We start from the raw sequence: 17,953 nt of genomic DNA, 5'->3' as shown, positions 1-17,953 counted from the left end.
TTCCTCCTTGTCTCCCTTGTCTCCCTCATCCTCCCCACTCCCCACTCATACCGATGGTAAAGGTTCTTTGACTTTGGCTTCTAGTGTCTTTGGGTCTACTGATTGTAGTTCGCCGTGGTTAAGTGTCCAGCAACTATCTGCGATCGCTAACAGATCCCCAGCATCGTGTGTCACTACCAACAACGTCCAATCTTGTTTCAATTTCGCTAATAAATTTACCAGTTGCCGACGCATTGACCAATCTAACCCAGCGGTGGGTTCATCTAATAACAGTAAATTTGGCTGGCGAATCAATTGCACCGCCAAAGCTAAACGTCGTTGCTGACCACCACTTAAAGCATGAGGGGCGGCAGAAAGCGATAAATGCTCTAATCCCACCTCACTTAAGGATTGTCTGACTCGTTCTGAGCCTAACTCAGGATGTCCTAAACGCAATTCTTCTAAAATCGAACCACCGCAAAAGTGTCGTTCTGGAAACTGAAATACCAACCCAGCCAATTGTTGTAGCTGTTCGGCTATAAGTTCTTGTTCCCGCCAGAAGAGTGCGCCTGTAGTGGGTTCTGCTAATCCCGACAAAATTTCTAATAAGGTACTTTTTCCTGAACCACTGGGGCCAATAATCAGACCTAGTTGCTGGGGTGCTAATTCTAAGTTGATCGATTTAAGAATCGCTGTTGGACACGCTGTAGGATGATAATTTACATTTCGGAGATAGAGCATTTGTTAAGATTACCAAAAAGTCAGCAAATTACTGATTAGCTACACTGAGAGGATCTGGAAAATCCTAGAAAAATTTATAGAGCATTACCTGGATTAACACCTTAATCTAGCAGCAAGAATTATTCAATTTTTCTCCATTGTGGCAGACTCACTCTCAAACAATGGCTATAACGAGCCTAGGAACCCGAAAAAATTACCAAAGTCAACCTTCATACACGAAAATTTTGGTTGAAGCAAAGGCAAGTTAAAATTAATCATTTTTTGCATTCTAAGTAACACATACAACTATTTCAACCGCAATTATTCTGAGGGTTAAAATGAATAAAAGGTTTTTTTCGCCTAGATTAGTAGTGTCTGCAAGACTGACTACCCTTGCTCAGACTACTTTTAGCGCTGCGATCGCACTTAATCTATGGGTCAATCCCTCCCTGGCTGGCGATCCGTTTCGCAATCGTGAACCCCATCAAATTGGCGACCAAACAGAAGCAGCTTTTAAAGCGATTTTCCAACAGGGCAACTATCCAATAGCAGATCGTTATCTAGAACAAGCAATATCGAAAGAACCAAATGAACCTCTAGCTTATGCGATAAAGGCATCTTTAGCACACGGAAATAAGGATTGGGCGAAACTAGACACCTACAGTCAGAAAACTCTAGAAACCGGACAAAAACTGATTTCTAGCGATCCATTACGTGGTAATTTATACACTGCCGTTGGTCATTTTTTAGAGGGAGCAGTTATTCTCACCCGTGAGGGTACTGTCAACGGTGTGCCGCAAGCCTTTGGTCGATTACGGCAAGTTTATGAATATTTAGATAAAGCTGAAGCAATTTCTGCCAACGATCCAGAACTGAATTTAATCAAGGGTTATATGGATTTATTGTTAGCGGTTAATTTGCCGTTTGCTAGCCCAGATCAGGCAATTGGACGTTTAGAACAAAATGCTGCTCCTGGGTATCTAGTAGATCGGGGTATTGCTCTTGCTTACCGGGATTTAAAACGGTATCCACAAGCACTAGAATATGTCAATCGCGCACTTAAAACCACATCCGATAATCCAGAAATTTATTATCTCAAAGCCCAAATCCTGAAAAAACTGGGACAACAGCAAAAAAGCCAGCAGATGATCCAGGAAGCGATCGCTAATTTTGACAAAGCATTGACTAAAAAACCCCAACTCCCAGGCGATTTAGTCAAACAAATTGAGCGTGAACGCAGAAGTGCTGTTAGCCTAAATAATGCTGGGTAATTGGGCATTGGGCATTGGGAAAATACTTGTTTGTCCTCTTGCCCCCTCATCCCCTCTACCCCCACTCCCCACTTTGATATGCTTATTTTCAGAAGAGTACTAGAGATATTAGACAAAAATGGAAATTCAGTTCCGCGAAATTAATCCTTTTGATATGTGGATTTGGCTGAAATTTAACACAAATCCTTCTGCGCGTGAAAAGCAGTATGTAGAAGAAGTTTTCAATTCCTGGTTTTATCTAGGTAAATTGGGTGCATTTAATGCAGAGAATCTTCAGGTGCAGGATACTGGACTCGATATCAGCTACATGAATTATGATGCACAGGGGTATGACAAAAGCCTGTTAGCACTGATGCACAACATCGGTGAGTTTGAATATGAAGGACAGTGGGGGCGTTGTTGGTTTGACTTAGGAACCAGTGATGCGATCGCTCTGGATATTCTACTCAACGCTCTCACACAGCTAAGTGAAGAATATGTCACTATTGAAGAATTGTACATCGGCGGTGAAAACCCAGACTGGCCTATTGAGGATAGCGAAAGCCGTCCTCAATCTATTTACGATAATTAGTTACCAAAATGAATAAAGCAGGGGAAATTAGGGTAATAGCCTTGGGGCTAATTCGGGATGGCGAACGCATATTTCTTTCTGAAGGCTACGATCCTGTAAAGCAAGAGACATTTTATCGGGCTTTAGGCGGTGGGGTTGAATTTGGCGAAACCAGTCGTGAAGGACTACAACGGGAGTTTCAAGAGGAAATTCAGGCAGAATTAACGAATATTAAATATCTAGGTTGTATAGAAAACCTGTTTACATTTAATGGTAGGCAAGGTCATGAGATTATTCAGCTTTATCAATGCGATTTTGTTGATTCAAAATTTTATCAACTAGAAAGTTTAGTTTTTTCAGAATCACAAACTCATAAACATAAAGCGTTATGGATTGATATCTCTCGCTTGAAATCTGGGGAATTCAGATTAGTACCTGAAGCATTTTTTGAATATCTATAGCAATCCGATTTGATTTATAAAAATATTTGCGTAGGTAGGGAGTGGGAAGTAGGGAAGAAGCCTTTTTAAGTTGCACTGAGTGTTTTCAGAAATTAAAGATGATTCCTATATAAGTTCTTTGAAAATACTCATTTTAAATGTCTAACATCTTTATGGAACAGAACAGTAATTGCGAATTACATTAGCAACGTAAGAGCGTTATCAATACGGTTCGGTTAAGGTTTTTTGATGGAAATTAATTCTAGAGCGTAAAGATGCGATAAATCGCCGTCTCTTGCCTTAACCGAACAGTATTGAGAGCGTTATTATGAATTATTTGTTGAACCAATAGTCTCAGTAGCTTTTAGCTCAGAGAGTGTCAAAATGCAGTCTGCTTTTAAGAGAATAAAATTCTCAGTTTCTAAAATTGAACATTTTTTTGTTAACCTTCCTAATGCTGGGGTATTTCCCTCTTCTAAGTTACTTAAAGCTTCTGTAAACGCTGGTTGAAAACTTTTTAGCCAGGTTTTTGTAGTTAAATACTGAGAATTAAAAGCTGTACGTTCCAGTAGCCATAAATTTACTTTATACATTTGAATTAGTTTTTTTGCTGCTGCCAAGTTTTGACTGTACTGAGCATTAATTAAATCAGTAGTACGTTGGCGAATCTGAGAGTAGTAGCCTATATGGAAAGGAAGCGCATATTCTCTCCCGACTAAAATAGATTTTTGGGCAAAAGTTGGGATATTATCGGCTTCGTCTGAGAGAGTAGCAATTAGGCTGTCTTTAGGTTGTTGTTGGAGAAACTTATACAAAGCTAATTCACCAGATTGCCTGTAATCGGTTGTGGGGAAACGTCCCGAAACATTTGGGTATACAATGAGTGCGATGCTTACGATAGCTGTTAATATTATTTGCCAAAAATTGCGTTTTTGCTGATAAATTTGAAAAAACTTATCCAACATTACAGTTAAAGTAATGCCAGCCGCAATAGCCATAACAATTCGAAAAGTATGAGTTGTATAGCGGGTAGGAAAAAATAGCTTTAATATCAAAAAATGGGCAGCAAAAAATAGAGATACAGAGACTATGATAATCTGCGGTATTATTTTGAATTGAATCTTTATCAAACTCACTAATGAAAAGCGGTAGGCATTTCGCAGTATTGCTGGTAACAACAACCCTAACCAAATTAAAGGCGGCATTAAAGGTGGGAGTATACCGCTATGTTCTCCAATCAACCAAAATCGCCAAGGATTCTTGTCAAAAAATGGATGCCGTCCGCCTGGCCACAATTCCGGCATTACCTTAGCTTGAGAGGTATTGATGACTGGCCCGAACTCAGAAGAAGTTAAGGCATAGGGTAGCATCACCAAAAATGCCAATCCTAAAATAACTGCTAGCCAAACATAATTACGCCGCAAACGAATCAATAATATCCCTAATGATATGAATACTAGTGGAGGATAGAAAAGTCCTTGTAGGACAATTATCAGACAAATAATTAGCCATGATTCACGCAGAAGATAGTATAGAAATGCCAATAGCAAGGGATATACAAAAGCTCTAGGTGTAGCAGAAACTAAGTCACTCTTAAACCAGAGACTTTGATTTAACAGTAAAGTACTAATAAATCCAGCAATGGGGACTGGAAAAATTTCAAGACAAAGCCAAAAACAGTATATAGTGACAATCAATCCCAAAAATATGGGTAATATTTTACTCAACCAAAGAGGATGAACTCCTAAACTAGCTATCAGTTTGTAAAGAGTAGCAAATCCAAATGGCGTAATTGATTTAAAATAATTTGCTATCAAATCATGGGGTAGTATTTTGGGATCTATAAATTGCTGCATCCAAAACACATATTCTCGTGCGTCATCCTGAGCAACGTACTCACTTCTGAAAGCTCTCTGTAATCCTAAAATCCCGTAAAATATTGCGAATGATAGGCTGAGAATTAACCATGATAAAAGTAATTTTCTGTCACGTTGATCGCTGACATGAGAGACATCGTTAATAGGAGAAATCAGAAGTTTATGAAGATGGTAAAATAGCATTTTTATTCAAAGTTAAAAGCTTTTACTAGATAGTAGATTTCCTGAAACCGCCCTTCTGGAGTTTGTTTTAGGAACCGATTTACTAATTTTCTGAATTTGCTGATTTAGAGATGATACTATATTGTGAGATATAAAAAGCGATCGCTCTAATCAAGGTTGATATGCATTAATTTTTCTTTAGATTTCGCTGCTGTTACTGCACGGTAAGCGCTCATCTTTTGCTCTAAATTGGCTATGCGATCGCACTGTGTCGCTACAACTGAGAGAGTAACTTGTTATATTCTGCGTGTGAACCAAGCCAAAACCAAATAACGGTATCTCCATCTAACTGTCCAACCGCTCGATAATTTTTGCTAATCCGTGTTGAATAAATTGGTAGTTCTGGATGTACTTTTTTGAAGCGCAAGCTTGGATGGCTCGGATCTTGTTTGAAAGCGATCGCTTGTTCAAGTAGCTCTGTCATAGCTGTCAATCTTTACGAAAGTCATACTATAAATTATCTCTGCTTGCACTCTGTTGGGGTTTTTAGGGTGCGATCGCTCCATAGCCGAAGTAGTAGGGTTTGAGTACGAGCAAGCGATCTCTCTCAATAGCACTAAGAGAGTTTGAGACAGTTCTACAATAAAAACAAAGACGTTGAGGTTGAACTAACCTAATGGGTGTACCTGAAACAAACCCAAAGATCCCAATGCTTTCACCAAGCCTCTACGAAACTGATTTTTACGCTTGGACACAGGAACAAGCAACTTTACTTCGCAATGAGCAGTGGAGTCAGATTGATCTGCAAAATCTGATTGAGGAGATTCAATCTTTGGGTAAACAGCAACGTCAAGAACTGCGAAACCGTCTTAGTATATTGATTGGACATTTACTAAAATGGCAGTACCAGTCCCAACGCCGTAGCCGTAGCTGGTTAGCAACACTTCGTATTCAACGCTTAGATATTGCTGAACTGCTCGAAGACAATCCTAGTCTAAAACCCTACCTTGAAGAAGCACTTCGCAAAGCCTACCTTAAAGGTGTCGAATTGGCTGTTGGAGAAACAGATTTGCCTAAGCGGACTTTTCCGGTAGAGTGTCCTTACAGCTTGTCAGAGATTGTGGACTCTGATTTTTACCCCGGTGAACCAAGTAAGTTAGTGGATGAATCAGAGCAGTAATTCTTTGCAAAACCCAACCTTGTTGTTTAACAATATTACAAAGTTGCTTTTCAGAAATCTATTTCATACAGCAATTTCGACAACTTGATCTGTTGACTCAATTGCATTACGACTGTTGGCAACTTCAAGCCAACCTTCAATAGCGTCCTTTAAATTAGCCATCACCTCTTCTATGGTGTCTCCTTCAGTGATACAACCGGGAAGCGTGGGAACCTCTGCCCAATAGCCGCCTTCTTCTGCTGGATGAATGATTGATCTGATTTTCATGCACTTGTTGAGCTTGTTTGTGAGAATATGCTAATAAACATAATTGTTTTCTCTTAAGTGTGGCTACTCAAATTAATGTTTTCCACTCCAACAAAGTGTTAGACTACGTTGACTGCCTACACTTCTCTTTAAAGTTTAAGTATATCCAGCAGATTATAATGATTTATTCTCCCTTTTTTTAAATCTAAATATTCTTGATATGTTTTGAGATTGTGTTGCTCAACATCTCTAACAAATACTTTTTTTTCACTGTTAATTTTTCTCATCAAAGTTATCGATCCAGAACTGAGGCAGAAATCAATCTCCCCAATTTGAGCAACTTTTTCAGACAGCCCACCTTTACGGTTTACCTGCTTTAATTTCCCGCTTTTAGAAAGACGGTTTAACTTCAGAGATAGAGTCTCTTCTTCTTCCCCCAAAAAATATTTGCAATAATGATAAATTCTAAATCCAGAATCTGCTAGGTCTACAGATGAATCTTCTAAATTATTATGTTGTTTGATCCTCTGAATGCATTCATCAAGTAAGTCTGCCATACGATCGCAAACAAACTGACATATATCTACATACCCAAGTCGATTTTTTGGAAAGTAGTCAATCTGAGAATGAAAAGAAACTGCTGAACCAGATATTCGATATCCCCAAACAACAACTTCTCCCTCATCCTCCCAATAGTCAGGACGCTTAATTTGATTTCCATACATATCCGTGCTATCAAAAATACCCTCAATACCAAGGTATGTTGGGCCAATGTTAAATTTTTCTTTTTCCACCGTTGGTTGTCCGCGCTATAGAAACTTAGATGCCTAATCTCTCACAGACAAAACTAACTCACCACCGAATTTACACAGATAACAGCAATGTCTAGGACTGGCTATGCCTACGCACTTTGCATTTTACTCAAAACGTCGGAGTGTTGGAAAGGTATTAACGCGTGTAGGGCTGTTCCATAACAAGACCAGGAACAACACGGTAATGTTTCACATTGAATGTACAAAGTGTTGCACCTTGCCCAACAGCACAAGCAGCTATCAGCGCATCTAACAACCCTAAACTGTGAGATAAATGATAGGTCGTAAAGTCAGACAAGGCGCGAGTCAAGTCAGCCTCAGTAGCCCAGACTACAGGTAGCGGCGCAACCAGTTTTAAAGCATTACTCAATTGTTGCTTGTTTTGAGAATCCTGAATCATTTCCATGACTACAAAGCTGGGCACACTGGGCAACTCTGATAAACTGGCAAACCAAGTTATTGCAGGAGCATGACCTCGTTGAATATCAATCAAAACGTCAGTATCTAGCAAATACATCAACTTTACCTATTCTCGCTCACGGGTTTGGGCCTCATGACGTAACTTGCGAGCGTATGCTTGACTATCTGTAATATCAGGTCGTGAGTTGATCACACCTTCGCTCTGCCAATAAGCAACGAGTTCGGCTCCTGTCCTCGGTGGATTTGCTAAAATCTGCCTCACAGAAAGAATCCGAAGAATGTATTCAGAAAGAGTCAGGTTTAGCCGAGAAGCTTCAGTAAAAAGCTCGTTTTCTAGCTCTGGCGGCAAATCAAGATTAATACTCACTCTGGTTATCCTGTGTAAGTTTGGTTCTAAATTGATAGAAACTTGAGCAAAAAGAGTAGGTAAGTAAAACTACATTGACTCAGTAAAATTCCTAGTTCCCTCTGATTTCGACTAACGCTTCACCTGTTCGCAAAAGCTCTAATGCTTCTAGCAAAGTAGCACTCAATATCTCTTGTAACCGAGTATTTGATGTATTACCGCACGTCAACCAAATAATTTGTGGTGGTGATCCAAGACGATCAACCAAGTCAACAAAGTCACTATCCTTGGTTATAAAGATAACTCCTCTAGCTTTGGCTAGTTCAAAAATTTCAAGGTCTTCAGCATCTCTCAGCCCAACATCGCGTAAAGATAATGCTGTTATCCCAAAAGTGCTAGTAATCCAAGTTGCAATCATAGGTGACAAATGTGCATCTACCCAAATCATCATGCTACTAACACTGGATGATTAAGCTTACGCGATGCGTATAGAAGTGCTGCTTTGAGATCATCGGCCTCAAGATCGGGCATTTCTTCCAAGATTTGTTCAGCACTAAGTCCAGATGCAAACAAGTCCAGTACATCTGACACCCGAATTCTCATGCCCCGAATACATGGGCGACCACCACATTGTTTGGGATTAACTGTAATTTTTCTAAGTAAGTCTGACATAGGTTTTCACTTGATGACTAATCTTTTTCTACCGATTAAACAATAGCCGCCTCTGGAATCGCACCTTGCATTCTCCCAAAAGCATCAATCAAATTCTGCAATTGTTGATCTGCTTTAAATACTCCTAACCCCCGCACCGTCACTTTACCAGGCGAATACACAAAGCGCGTCTTGAGATTGTCTGGTAAATTCGCCGCCAATAAATTCCAAGCGGGTTCCTCCATCGGCGTTTCTAAAACGACGTGCTGCTTTTGTTCTGGCTTAATCCGGCTAAATCCGAGTTTTTTCGCTAGCTGTTTGAGTTCCATGACTCGCAAAAGTTGATTTGCAGGGACGGGTAAAGTACCATAGCGATCGCTCCACTCGGCTGCAATTAGCTTTAATTCTGATTTAGATTTAGCTGTAGCCACCGCCCGGTATGCACTCATCTTTTGATCCAAATCGGTGATATAATCTGCCGGAATAAATGCCGTGAGGTTGAGGTCAATTTGGGTATCCTCCACTTTCGGAATTTCTTGTCCGCGAATTTCCCGAATTGCTTCTTCCAGCATTTCCATGTATAAATCAAAACCGATGGCATCCATTTGACCGGATTGTTCAGCACCTAACAAGTTACCGACGCCTCTGATTTCCATGTCACGCATCGCTAGTTGATACCCTGAACCTAGCTGAGTAAATTCTTGAATCGCTCGTAATCGTTGCCGAGCCGCATCAGATAATGTCCGTTGCTTCGGATAAAATAACCAAGCATGAGCTTGGATACCTGCACGTCCCACACGACCGCGTAATTGATATAGTTGTGCTAATCCAAAACGGTGAGCGTCTTCAATCAAAATCGTGTTGACTCGCGGAATATCTAAGCCAGATTCAATAATTGTCGTACAAACAAGGATATCTGCATCGCCATTACTGAAGGTGAGCATGGTTGATTCTAACTCGCTTTCATCCATTTGACCGTGAGCGATCGCAAACCTGGCCCCCGGTATCACTTCTCGTAAATTGGCTGTTGTTTCTTCAATTCCATCTACTCGTGGAACTACATAAAAAACCTGTCCACCTCTGTCTAATTCTTGACGAATTGCACTACGGATAGCTTCGGAATTTATCGGTGAAAGATGGGTTTTAATCGCTCGTCTGGTTGGGGGTGGCGTGGTAATTAAACTCATTTCCCGAATTCCCGACAAAGACATATACAGGGTACGGGGAATGGGAGTGGCTGAAAGGGTAAGCACGTCTACTTGAGTTTTTAGGCTTTTAATTTTCTCTTTCTGGTTTACCCCAAACCGCTGTTCTTCATCCACTACCAACAGTCCTAAATCCCGGAATGCCACGCCTTTACCTAAAAGTTGCTGTGTACCAACAACTACATCTAGTTCACCCGTTGCTAATCGCTTTTGAATATCGCGGCGTTCTTCAGCAGACCGAAAACGGTTGAGTAAACCGACATTCACAGGGTAAGGTGCAAAACGTTCTTTGAGTGTATGGTAATGCTGCTGTGTTAAAATTGTCGTTGGCGCAAGGAGTGCCACTTGTTTACCGGCGGTGACTGCTTTGAAAATAGCACGAATCGCCACTTCCGTCTTTCCAAAACCGACATCGCCACAAACTAAGCGATCCATTGGGCGATCGCTTTCCATGTCGCGTTTTACATCTTGAACAGCTTTGAGTTGATCCGTTGTGGGTTGGTACGGGAAAGAATCTTCCAATTCTTCCTGCCAAGGCATATCACCTGGAAAGCTAAAACCTTGTTGTTGCGATCGCGCTGCATACAGTTTTAACAAGTCCACCGCCAATTTTTTGATAGCTTTGCGGACTTTATTCTTGGTATTTTCCCAAGCTTTACCCGTCATCCGGTTGAGTTCTGGTGCTTTATCACCTCCGGCGCGGAACCGAGATAAAGCCCCGACTTGATCGGCTGCAACTCTTAATAACCCATCAGCATACTGCACCACTAAATAATCACGGGTTTCGTTATTAATTGTCAAACTTTCCAGCTTGACAAATTTGCCAACACCATGATTTCTGTGAACCACATAATCGCCGGGACGCAGTTTATTGGGATCAACTTGTTTAGAAGTAGCTTTGTGGCGTTTGCGGATATAGCCGGGAGTCGCCAAGGAATGTTGTCCAAAAAATTCCCGATCTGTAACGATTACTATTCGGTATGTTGGCAGAATAAAACCTTCGAGTTCCGCAAGACCAGAATATTTTAGGGCTATGGGAATATGGTTAATTTGCAGCTTATCGATCGCTTGGTAGTCGCGGGGATTGGGGATAAACTGAGCCGGACAATCATGTTCTTGCAACAGCGAGACAGAACGCGAAGGTTGAGCAGAAAGCAGCCAGATCGAGAAATTGCGATCGCGTTCTTGGCGGATGGTTTCAGCTAGTTTCGCAAACTGGTGTGGCGTGACTGGAAGCGATCGGCTAGCAAGATTGACCCCACTATTTTCTTCTGACAGTTCTGATAAATATAACGTTTTAAATTTGGCAATGTCAGCCAAACACTCATCAAACGACCGATGAATTTTCGGCAATGTTAGGGGAGTAGATTCTTCCCCATGCCCCATACCCACTGCCCTATGGACAATTCCCCATTGTTCCTGGGCATTTTCCACCCAGCGATCGCTATGAGCATGACACTGTTCTGGCTCATCAATGGCAATCAGGGTATTTTCTGATAAATAATTTAGCAGAGATGCCGGTTGCTCGAAAGCTAACCCCAAAAACCGCCGACTACCCTCCAACAGTAATGAGTTCTGAGTGCTAAGTTCTGAGTCAGAATTTAACTCATAACTCATAACTCCTAACTCATCACTTTTTTTCAGTGCCGCCATGACGATAGGAGAAAAGCTAGTAGGGGTAAGAATTAACTGGTCAACTTTATCGAGGGCGGAACGTTGAGTAGCAGGGTCAAATTCCCGCATTTGCTCGATTTCATCGCCAAACCATTCCAGCCGGACTGGAAACTCAGATGAAACTGGAAACACATCAACAATATCACCCCGTCGGCTCCATTGCCCTTCTGTTTCTACCAGAGGAACTCGTTCATACCCCAGAATAGTTATTTTCTCACTGAAGGCATTCAAGTCTAATTCCATCCCCCGCTTCAAGGTAAGACAGAATTGCCCAAAAGCTTCTGGTGGTGGTAAATGTGGTTGCAGTGCCCCTTGAGTAGCCACTATCGCCATCTTAGGTAATTGCGAGGAATTTGGGATCTGGTTTTGGTTTTCTTCCCAATTCCCCATACCCAATGACGGCAGTTGATTCACTTGGGGAAACCCCAAGACCGCACTGCCTCCCCCATTCCCCATTCCCAAATCCGCCAATACCTGCATTTGTCCCCAACTCATTTCAGTTTCCGGGTCAAAAGGCTCGTAGGGAGAAGCCTCAGAGGTGGGGTAAAAATGTACTGTTTGCCATCCCATCGCCTCCAGTTGTGCATAAACGCGTCCAGCTTCTTCCAGAGTGGCGCAAACTACAAACAAATCTTTGCCTTGAGCCTGTGCCAATGCCGAAGCGACTAAACCCTTCGGTAATCGAGAAATGCCATTTAACCGCAATTCTTGTTGTCGGTTTAACTTAGAAATAAATTCAGTGGTCAGTGGCGATCGCGCTAAGGCACGCACAATAGAAGAAAATGACATAAGTACTACTAGCGGTGGGAGTCTTTGTGAGTCAGGAAATCTTGAGGCACTTTATGTCAACTATTTTAAAAGTGTTGACAGCCTTCTTATTTTTTCGGTGGAAGAATAATGCGCGGCAACTAATAGACCTAAGAACTATAACTACTATTTTGAGTCCACTCAAAGCATTTATAGAAGCACCTTTAATACTAGATACTAGGTATTGAGCTACATTCGCTTTCATAAGCGGCAATTTTAAACATGTCTCCCATCACTTTTGAAATTTTAATCATTCTGGTGCTAATTATTGCCAACGGCGTGTTTTCTATGTCTGAGATGGCAATTGTCTCAGCCCGGAAAGTCAGGCTACAACAGCTTGCTAATCAAGGAGATGCCAAGGCCAGGGCAGCATTGAAACTTGCTGAGTCTCCAAATCATTTTCTGTCAACCGTTCAAGTGGGTATTTCCCTAATCGGTATCTTGACTGGTGCTTTTGGAGGAGCAACAATTGCCAGTCGGTTGGTAGTCTATGTAAAACTCGTGCCCTTTTTAGCACCTTATAGTGAACCGATATCTTTTGGAATAGTGGTTTTGCTGATTACCTATTTTTCCCTGATTGTTGGCGAATTGGTACCGAAACGTCTGGCATTAAATAATCCAGAAAGGATTGCCTCGATTGTAGCGATTCCGATGCAAGCCTTGGCTGCGATCGCTTCTCCAATAGTTTATCTTTTAAGCGCTTCTACAGATTTGATCCTGCGAGTGCTGGGAATTACAGCTTCTACCGAGCCACAAGTCACCGAAGAAGAAATTAAAATTTTAATTGAGCAAGGCACTGAGGCAGGAACCTTTGAAGAAGCCGAACAGGATATGGTGGAGCGAGTTTTTCGTCTAGGCGATCGCGCCGTCAGCTACTTAATGACACCCCGCCCAGATATTGTCTGGTTAGACTTAGAAGACACTGCCGAAGAAAACCGCCAAAAAATGGTTGATAGCGCCTATTCTCGGTATCCAGTTTGTCAGGGGGGACTGGACAACGTGCTGGGTGTGATCCCGGTAACTGACTTATTGGCCAGGAGTTTCCGAAGCGAACCACTAGACTTGACCATCGGATTACGACAGCCCGTATTTGTGCCAGAAAGCACCCGTGGCTTGAAGGTTTTGGAATTATTCAAGCAAACTATCACTCACATGGCGCTAGTAGTAGATGAATACGGTGTAATTCAAGGATTAGTCACACTCAACGACATCATGAGCGAAATCGTGGGTGATGTTCCTTCAACAGATGGGCAGGATCAACCCCAAGCAGTGCAACGCGAAGATGGTTCCTGGCTTTTGGATGGGATGTTGCCTGTAGAAGAGTTTTTGGAGCTTTTCGGTATGGAGGAGTGGCAATCTGACGAACGCGGCAGTTATCAAACATTAGGTGGTTTTGTGATCACCCATTTAGGTCGTATTCCTAGCGCAGCAGATTATTTTGAATGGCAAGGTATGCGAATTGAAGTGATGGATATGGATGGAAACCGTGTTGATAAAGTGCTAGTAGTACCTAAAGGAAATAAATTAGCGGATACGATAAAATCTGATTAGCGATTTTGGGGAGCAGGGAGTGGGGAGTAGGGGAGCAGGGGGAGCAGGGGGAGCAGGGGAAGAATTAACCAATTTCCCATTCCCAATGCTCAATTCCCAATTTCCAATTCCCAATTCATCAAGTTTTAGATAGACGTTTGACTGCCTCACCTGCCAACATTTGATGCGCTTGTTCTAGAAGTTGGGGGATTTTATCAGCGTGAGGATTGCGGGCAAGACATTGCCCCAAGTTCAATTCGTCTAGCCGATCGGCTTTGTTACCAGGAAACCAATGACTGCCATTACCAAGCAGGTTGTAACGCATTTTGGCATAGTTTACCAAATCGTAGGCGATCGCTAAATTCCGCAGCCACAAAATCACCCGAATATTTACCTCACCAGGGGTTTGGTCAAAAGTTGGTAGATTCGTTTCCCAGGATTTTACCCAATCTTCTCCTAGAGTAGCGATCGCTTCTTTTTCTAACCTGGCTAAAATTGGTGGCAAAATTGACCATGCCCGATCTACTAATTCTAAAGTCTTCAAGTGTTCATCAAAATCTTGTGGTTTTGCTGCTCCCACACTCAGGGTATGCACTTCTTGATGACTCAAACAAAACAAATCATTAAACACCATTGGACTCAATGGGGCACAAAGATTTACTAATTTTTGTGGAGGTTCATACAATAAGCCTCCTTTATTAGATGGGCTAATGATAAACACCCCCATATCATGGCGTTTAGCTGCTTCAATTGCTGTCCAATTCCATTGATTAATGTAGTACCAGTGCAGATTTACATAATCAAATTGATTAGTATTAATTGTCTGCACAATGCACTCTGTTGATCCGTGTGTAGAAAAGCCAATAAATCTGACTTTTCCCTCAGCTTGCAACTGCTGCGCTACTTCCAAACAGCCACCAGGACGGATGCTGTAATCTAATGACTCAGCATGGTTGATGCCGTGCAATCCTAAAAGGTCAACATAATCTAGCTGGAGATTTTTCAACGATTGTTCAAATGTCTCGCGGAATTCTTTCGCATCTTCCTTTGGACTGATTTTTGTCTGAACAATCAATTTTTCGCGGGGAAACTTGGGTAATATTCTTCCCAATTGCATTTCGGAAGTGCCATACCCACGAGCGGTTTCAATATGATTAATCCCAACCTCAACTGCCCTTCTAATCGTCGCTTCCAGATTCGCCTGGTTATCAGCAGGAATTTCATTACTGGGAACATCCTCCCACTTGAACTGATATCTCATGCCACCGCAGGAAAACACTGGCATCTGTAATTCTGTGCGTCCAAATCGTCTATATAGCATCAGTAATTCTGACTCCTGAATTCAGAATAGCTGAATTCTTCTTCAATAATTTTGAATTTTGAATTCGGAGTGAAGCAACGTGACTTCTCTTGTGAAGGTAGCAGTTTGTCAAATTAATTCTTTGGAGACTGCGCTTGGATTAAGCAATTTCTCAATGTTTCGGCTAACACCTGTACATGCGGTTCATTAAATAGGTTATGGTGAGATCCAGGAATGTAATGGATATCTAATCCTCCAGCAACTAGGTCGCCCCAGCCGAATTGAGGATCGTATTGTGTGCCTATAGCATCGTCTCGACTTCGATCGTCTGCTCGCAAGAGAACAGCTCGACCAAGGTAAGGCGAAAAGGTATATTCACTCATGGCTTGAATATTAGCATCCATAATCTTTAAGTGTTTGTCATTTACAGGTAAATCAATTACCCCTTCCAAGTAACGCTTATATCTATTTAGGAGATGCTGCTTACGCCAACTAGTCCATTTCACAGTCCTTTGCCAAAGGTATGCAGGCCCTTGTTGAACTATATTATTTAAATGCAAAAAAACTCGCTTCAGAAATGGTGCCCGCCAACTATAACCTGGACGGCAACTATCAAGCATAACTAGAATACCAACTTGTTGACCTTGCTCCTGAAGTTGCCGAGCCATCTCGAAAGCAACTACACCCCCAAAAGAATAACCTCCCAGAAAATAAGGCCCATTGGGCTGAATGGTCTGGATTTCTTGAATGTAATGAGTTGCCATATCTTCTACCCGCGTATGCAAGGGCTGTTTTCCATCTAGTCCTTGTGGCTGTAGTCCATAGAATGGTTGGTCTGGCCCCAAATGCAATACCAATTCACGGAAACACAAGACTTCTCCACCGAGTCCGTGAATACAGAAAAAAGGTGGCTTGGAACCATTGGGTTGAATTTCTACCAGACATGACCAGCTAGATTTTGATTTGTCTAAGGCATTTACTGAAGCCAGGTTTGTTGCTAAATCTTCTTCTTGACAGATTATTTTGGCTAGATCCTCTACAGTACCAGACTGAAAGAGAATAGCAAGAGGCAGATTTTTATTAAATATCTTCTCAATTTGCCAAAATAGTTTTACTGCCAATATTGAGTTTCCTCCTACCTCAAAGAAGTTATCCTTTACGCCAATGGGTTGGACACCTAAAATCTGTTCCCAAATCTGTGTTATCTCGCGTTCGACTTCATTACGGGGAGCAACAAAATTAACTTCCGATTCTTGCCTTGATAGATCGGGTGCTGGTAAAGCATGACGGTCTATTTTACCATTAGGGTTTAATGGTAGAGTGTCCAAAAATACAAAGTAAGCAGGCACCATATATTCAGGTAGCTGACTTTGCAAAAAGCGACGTAATTCAACTCGACTAGGAATTTGCTCTGCACTAGCAACAACATAAGCTACGAGTTGTTTGTCACCATTAATATCCTCTCTAGCGATAACTAGAGTCTGTGTCAGCGCAGGATGTCGGCCTAATATAGCTTCAATTTCTCCCAATTCAATTCGGAAGCCACGAATCTTCACTTGGTAGTCAATCCGACCAAGGAACTCGATATTACCATCACTTAAGTAACGTGCCAAGTCGCCAGTTTTGTAAAGACGTGCCCCAGATTCAGAGCTAAAAGAGTTAAAAATAAACTTATCTATGGTCAATTCTGGACGGTTAAGATAGCCTCGCGCTAAACCAATACCGCCAATGTGCAGTTCACCTGATTCACCAACAGGCACAGGCTGCAAATTTTCATCGAGGATGTGAATCTCTGCATTAGTAATGGGGCGACCAATGGGGGCTATAGCATAATTTGTATCGCGTTGGCAAGTCCAGAAAGTGGTATCAATAGAGGCTTCTGTCGGGCCATAGCAATTATGGAGAACATTGTCCAAATTCAGTTTGGCAAAGAAGCGTTCTATGAGTTCGCCAGGTAAAGCTTCACCACCGCAGGTAATATGCTTCAGAAATCGGCAATTCTCAATTCCCTTTTCTTCTAATAAGACACGCAGTATAGAAGGTACTAAGGCCAAGACAGTGATTTGCTGCTTAGTAATCACCTTCACAAGGTAGGCAGTGTCTTGATGTCCACCAGGGCGAGCCACGATCAATTGTCCCCCGAAGCACAATGGCCACAATATCTGCCACACTGAGGGATCGAAGCTAAAAGAAATAGTCAGTAAAACCTTATCTGCCTGAGTTAATCTAAAGGTTGTTTGCCGCCAGTACAGTTGGTTGCGGATACCACGGTGAGAGACCATAACACCCTTAGGCTGTCCTGTAGAACCAGATGTGTAAATCACATAGATGAGATTATAATCTGTCGTTTCATTTACAGGATTTTCTTGACTGTTTTGAATATTCTCTTGCCAATTTGAATCCAGACAAACCACCTGTGCTTGATGCGGTGGCAACTTTTTGAGCAATTTTTCTTGGGTTAACAATACTGGTGCCTGGGTGTCTTCCAAGATGAAGGCTAAACGCTCTGAGGGATATGCCGGATCTAAAGGTACGTAAGCACCTCCAGCTTTGAGAATTCCCAGTATTCCTACGATCATCTCCAAGGAGCGCTCTAGGCAAATGCCCACAAGCACTTCGGGGCCAACGCCTAAAGCACGTAGGTGGTGCGCTAGTTGATTAGCCTGCTGATTTAGCTGCCGATAAGTAAGTTGTGTATTTTCAAATATTACAGCAATGGACTGGGGCGATCGCTCTACTTGCATCTCAAACATTTGATGAATGCACAGATCCTCGTAACAGAC

17 protein-coding genes are annotated in these 17,953 nt (G+C 42.0%); 5 read left to right on the top strand and 12 right to left on the bottom strand.

What is annotated here, in order from left to right:
- Positions 1 to 45: 45 nt before the first annotated feature.
- A complete protein-coding gene (locus GTQ43_RS00155) occupies positions 46 to 720 on the bottom strand; it encodes an ABC transporter ATP-binding protein (RefSeq protein ID WP_265269624.1) in 675 nt (224 codons plus the stop codon).
- A 317-nt stretch (positions 721 to 1,037) separates the two neighbouring features.
- Between GTQ43_RS00155 and GTQ43_RS00150 the strand changes: the two genes are divergently transcribed.
- The 3 genes from GTQ43_RS00150 (at position 1,038) to GTQ43_RS00140 (ending at position 2,981) form a co-directional block, all read left to right on the top strand.
- The gene (locus GTQ43_RS00150) at positions 1,038 to 1,970 is read left to right on the top strand and encodes a Sll0314/Alr1548 family TPR repeat-containing protein (protein ID WP_265269622.1); all 933 of its coding nucleotides are present in this window, start codon (positions 1,038 to 1,040) and stop codon (positions 1,968 to 1,970) included.
- 118 nt (positions 1,971 to 2,088) lie between these two features.
- Positions 2,089 to 2,541 (top strand): DUF3531 family protein, encoded by a 453-nt coding sequence (locus GTQ43_RS00145; protein ID WP_265269620.1) that lies wholly within the window; start codon positions 2,089 to 2,091, stop codon positions 2,539 to 2,541.
- A gap of 8 nt (positions 2,542 to 2,549) precedes the next feature.
- A complete protein-coding gene (locus GTQ43_RS00140; RefSeq protein ID WP_265269618.1) occupies positions 2,550 to 2,981 on the top strand; it encodes an NUDIX hydrolase in 432 nt (143 codons plus the stop codon).
- Positions 2,982 to 3,286: 305 nt separating this feature from the next.
- Here the strand turns inward: GTQ43_RS00140 and GTQ43_RS00135 are convergent, their stop codons facing one another.
- Complete coding sequence (locus tag GTQ43_RS00135) at positions 3,287 to 5,020, bottom strand: hypothetical protein (RefSeq protein WP_265269616.1); 1,734 nt, start codon at positions 5,018 to 5,020, stop codon at positions 3,287 to 3,289.
- Positions 5,021 to 5,273: 253 nt separating this feature from the next.
- Entirely contained in the window at positions 5,274 to 5,483 is a 210-nt protein-coding gene (locus tag GTQ43_RS00130) for a hypothetical protein (RefSeq protein WP_265269613.1), read from the bottom strand.
- Positions 5,484 to 5,708: 225 nt separating this feature from the next.
- Here GTQ43_RS00130 and GTQ43_RS00125 point away from each other — a divergent pair, with 225 nt between their 5' ends.
- Complete coding sequence (locus GTQ43_RS00125; RefSeq protein WP_265269611.1) at positions 5,709 to 6,179, top strand: DUF29 domain-containing protein; 471 nt, start codon at positions 5,709 to 5,711, stop codon at positions 6,177 to 6,179.
- 63 nt (positions 6,180 to 6,242) lie between these two features.
- Here the strand turns inward: GTQ43_RS00125 and GTQ43_RS00120 are convergent, their stop codons facing one another.
- The 7 genes from GTQ43_RS00120 to mfd form a co-directional block, all read right to left on the bottom strand.
- Positions 6,243 to 6,446 carry a type II toxin-antitoxin system HicB family antitoxin gene (locus tag GTQ43_RS00120; RefSeq protein WP_265269609.1) on the bottom strand — a complete coding sequence of 68 codons (204 nt, stop codon included), beginning with the start codon at positions 6,444 to 6,446 and terminating at the stop codon, positions 6,243 to 6,245.
- Positions 6,447 to 6,574: 128 nt separating this feature from the next.
- Positions 6,575 to 7,219 (bottom strand): hypothetical protein, encoded by a 645-nt coding sequence (locus GTQ43_RS00115; protein ID WP_265269607.1) that lies wholly within the window; start codon positions 7,217 to 7,219, stop codon positions 6,575 to 6,577.
- A 154-nt stretch (positions 7,220 to 7,373) separates the two neighbouring features.
- Positions 7,374 to 7,754: a PIN domain-containing protein gene (locus GTQ43_RS00110; protein ID WP_265269605.1), complete on the bottom strand. Its 381-nt coding sequence runs from the start codon at positions 7,752 to 7,754 to the stop codon at positions 7,374 to 7,376.
- Between the two features lie 9 nt (positions 7,755 to 7,763).
- Positions 7,764 to 8,024 carry a hypothetical protein gene (locus GTQ43_RS00105; protein ID WP_265269603.1) on the bottom strand — a complete coding sequence of 87 codons (261 nt, stop codon included), beginning with the start codon at positions 8,022 to 8,024 and terminating at the stop codon, positions 7,764 to 7,766.
- A 91-nt stretch (positions 8,025 to 8,115) separates the two neighbouring features.
- On the bottom strand, positions 8,116 to 8,454 hold the full coding sequence (locus GTQ43_RS00100; protein ID WP_265269601.1) for a DUF5615 family PIN-like protein: 339 nt from the start codon (positions 8,452 to 8,454) through the stop codon (positions 8,116 to 8,118).
- On the bottom strand, positions 8,451 to 8,675 hold the full coding sequence (locus GTQ43_RS00095; RefSeq protein ID WP_265269599.1) for a DUF433 domain-containing protein: 225 nt from the start codon (positions 8,673 to 8,675) through the stop codon (positions 8,451 to 8,453). The genes GTQ43_RS00100 and GTQ43_RS00095 overlap by 4 nt, the downstream gene beginning before the upstream one ends.
- A gap of 35 nt (positions 8,676 to 8,710) precedes the next feature.
- Entirely contained in the window at positions 8,711 to 12,322 is a 3,612-nt protein-coding gene (mfd, locus tag GTQ43_RS00090) for a transcription-repair coupling factor (protein ID WP_265269597.1), read from the bottom strand.
- Between the two features lie 240 nt (positions 12,323 to 12,562).
- On the opposite strand from mfd, the gene GTQ43_RS00085 reads away from it, so the two are divergent.
- Complete coding sequence (locus GTQ43_RS00085) at positions 12,563 to 13,891, top strand: hemolysin family protein (RefSeq protein WP_265269595.1); 1,329 nt, start codon at positions 12,563 to 12,565, stop codon at positions 13,889 to 13,891.
- A gap of 118 nt (positions 13,892 to 14,009) precedes the next feature.
- Here GTQ43_RS00085 and GTQ43_RS00080 read toward each other — a convergent pair whose 3' ends face one another.
- The gene (locus GTQ43_RS00080) at positions 14,010 to 15,191 is read right to left on the bottom strand and encodes an aldo/keto reductase (protein ID WP_265269593.1); all 1,182 of its coding nucleotides are present in this window, start codon (positions 15,189 to 15,191) and stop codon (positions 14,010 to 14,012) included.
- 113 nt (positions 15,192 to 15,304) lie between these two features.
- Positions 15,305 to 17,923, bottom strand: coding sequence for a non-ribosomal peptide synthetase (locus GTQ43_RS00075; protein ID WP_265273626.1), 2,619 nt, complete (start codon positions 17,921 to 17,923; stop codon positions 15,305 to 15,307).
- Between the last annotated feature and the right edge of the window lie 30 nt (positions 17,924 to 17,953).

Source organism: Nostoc sp. KVJ3 (assembly GCF_026127265.1).
In the GTDB taxonomy this organism is placed as follows: domain Bacteria; phylum Cyanobacteriota; class Cyanobacteriia; order Cyanobacteriales; family Nostocaceae; genus Nostoc.
The sequence above is the reverse complement of the archived record's forward strand: the minus strand, read 5'-3'. Positions and strand labels throughout refer to the sequence as shown.

Coding starts and splice junctions, on each gene's coding strand:
- GTQ43_RS00085 (WP_265269595.1), top strand. CDS start 12,563: ATGTCTCCCATCACTTTTGAAATTTTAATCATTCTGGTGCTAATTATT.
- mfd (WP_265269597.1), bottom strand. CDS start 12,322: ATGTCATTTTCTTCTATTGTGCGTGCCTTAGCGCGATCGCCACTGACC.
- GTQ43_RS00150 (WP_265269622.1), top strand. CDS start 1,038: ATGAATAAAAGGTTTTTTTCGCCTAGATTAGTAGTGTCTGCAAGACTG.
- GTQ43_RS00140 (WP_265269618.1), top strand. CDS start 2,550: ATGAATAAAGCAGGGGAAATTAGGGTAATAGCCTTGGGGCTAATTCGG.
- GTQ43_RS00120 (WP_265269609.1), bottom strand. CDS start 6,446: ATGAAAATCAGATCAATCATTCATCCAGCAGAAGAAGGCGGCTATTGG.
- GTQ43_RS00135 (WP_265269616.1), bottom strand. CDS start 5,020: ATGCTATTTTACCATCTTCATAAACTTCTGATTTCTCCTATTAACGAT.
- GTQ43_RS00100 (WP_265269601.1), bottom strand. CDS start 8,454: ATGATGATTTGGGTAGATGCACATTTGTCACCTATGATTGCAACTTGG.
- GTQ43_RS00145 (WP_265269620.1), top strand. CDS start 2,089: ATGGAAATTCAGTTCCGCGAAATTAATCCTTTTGATATGTGGATTTGG.
- GTQ43_RS00155 (WP_265269624.1), bottom strand. CDS start 720: ATGCTCTATCTCCGAAATGTAAATTATCATCCTACAGCGTGTCCAACA.
- GTQ43_RS00125 (WP_265269611.1), top strand. CDS start 5,709: ATGCTTTCACCAAGCCTCTACGAAACTGATTTTTACGCTTGGACACAG.
- GTQ43_RS00095 (WP_265269599.1), bottom strand. CDS start 8,675: ATGTCAGACTTACTTAGAAAAATTACAGTTAATCCCAAACAATGTGGT.
- GTQ43_RS00130 (WP_265269613.1), bottom strand. CDS start 5,483: ATGACAGAGCTACTTGAACAAGCGATCGCTTTCAAACAAGATCCGAGC.
- GTQ43_RS00075 (WP_265273626.1), bottom strand. CDS start 17,923: ATGTTTGAGATGCAAGTAGAGCGATCGCCCCAGTCCATTGCTGTAATA.
- GTQ43_RS00110 (WP_265269605.1), bottom strand. CDS start 7,754: ATGTATTTGCTAGATACTGACGTTTTGATTGATATTCAACGAGGTCAT.
- GTQ43_RS00080 (WP_265269593.1), bottom strand. CDS start 15,191: ATGCTATATAGACGATTTGGACGCACAGAATTACAGATGCCAGTGTTT.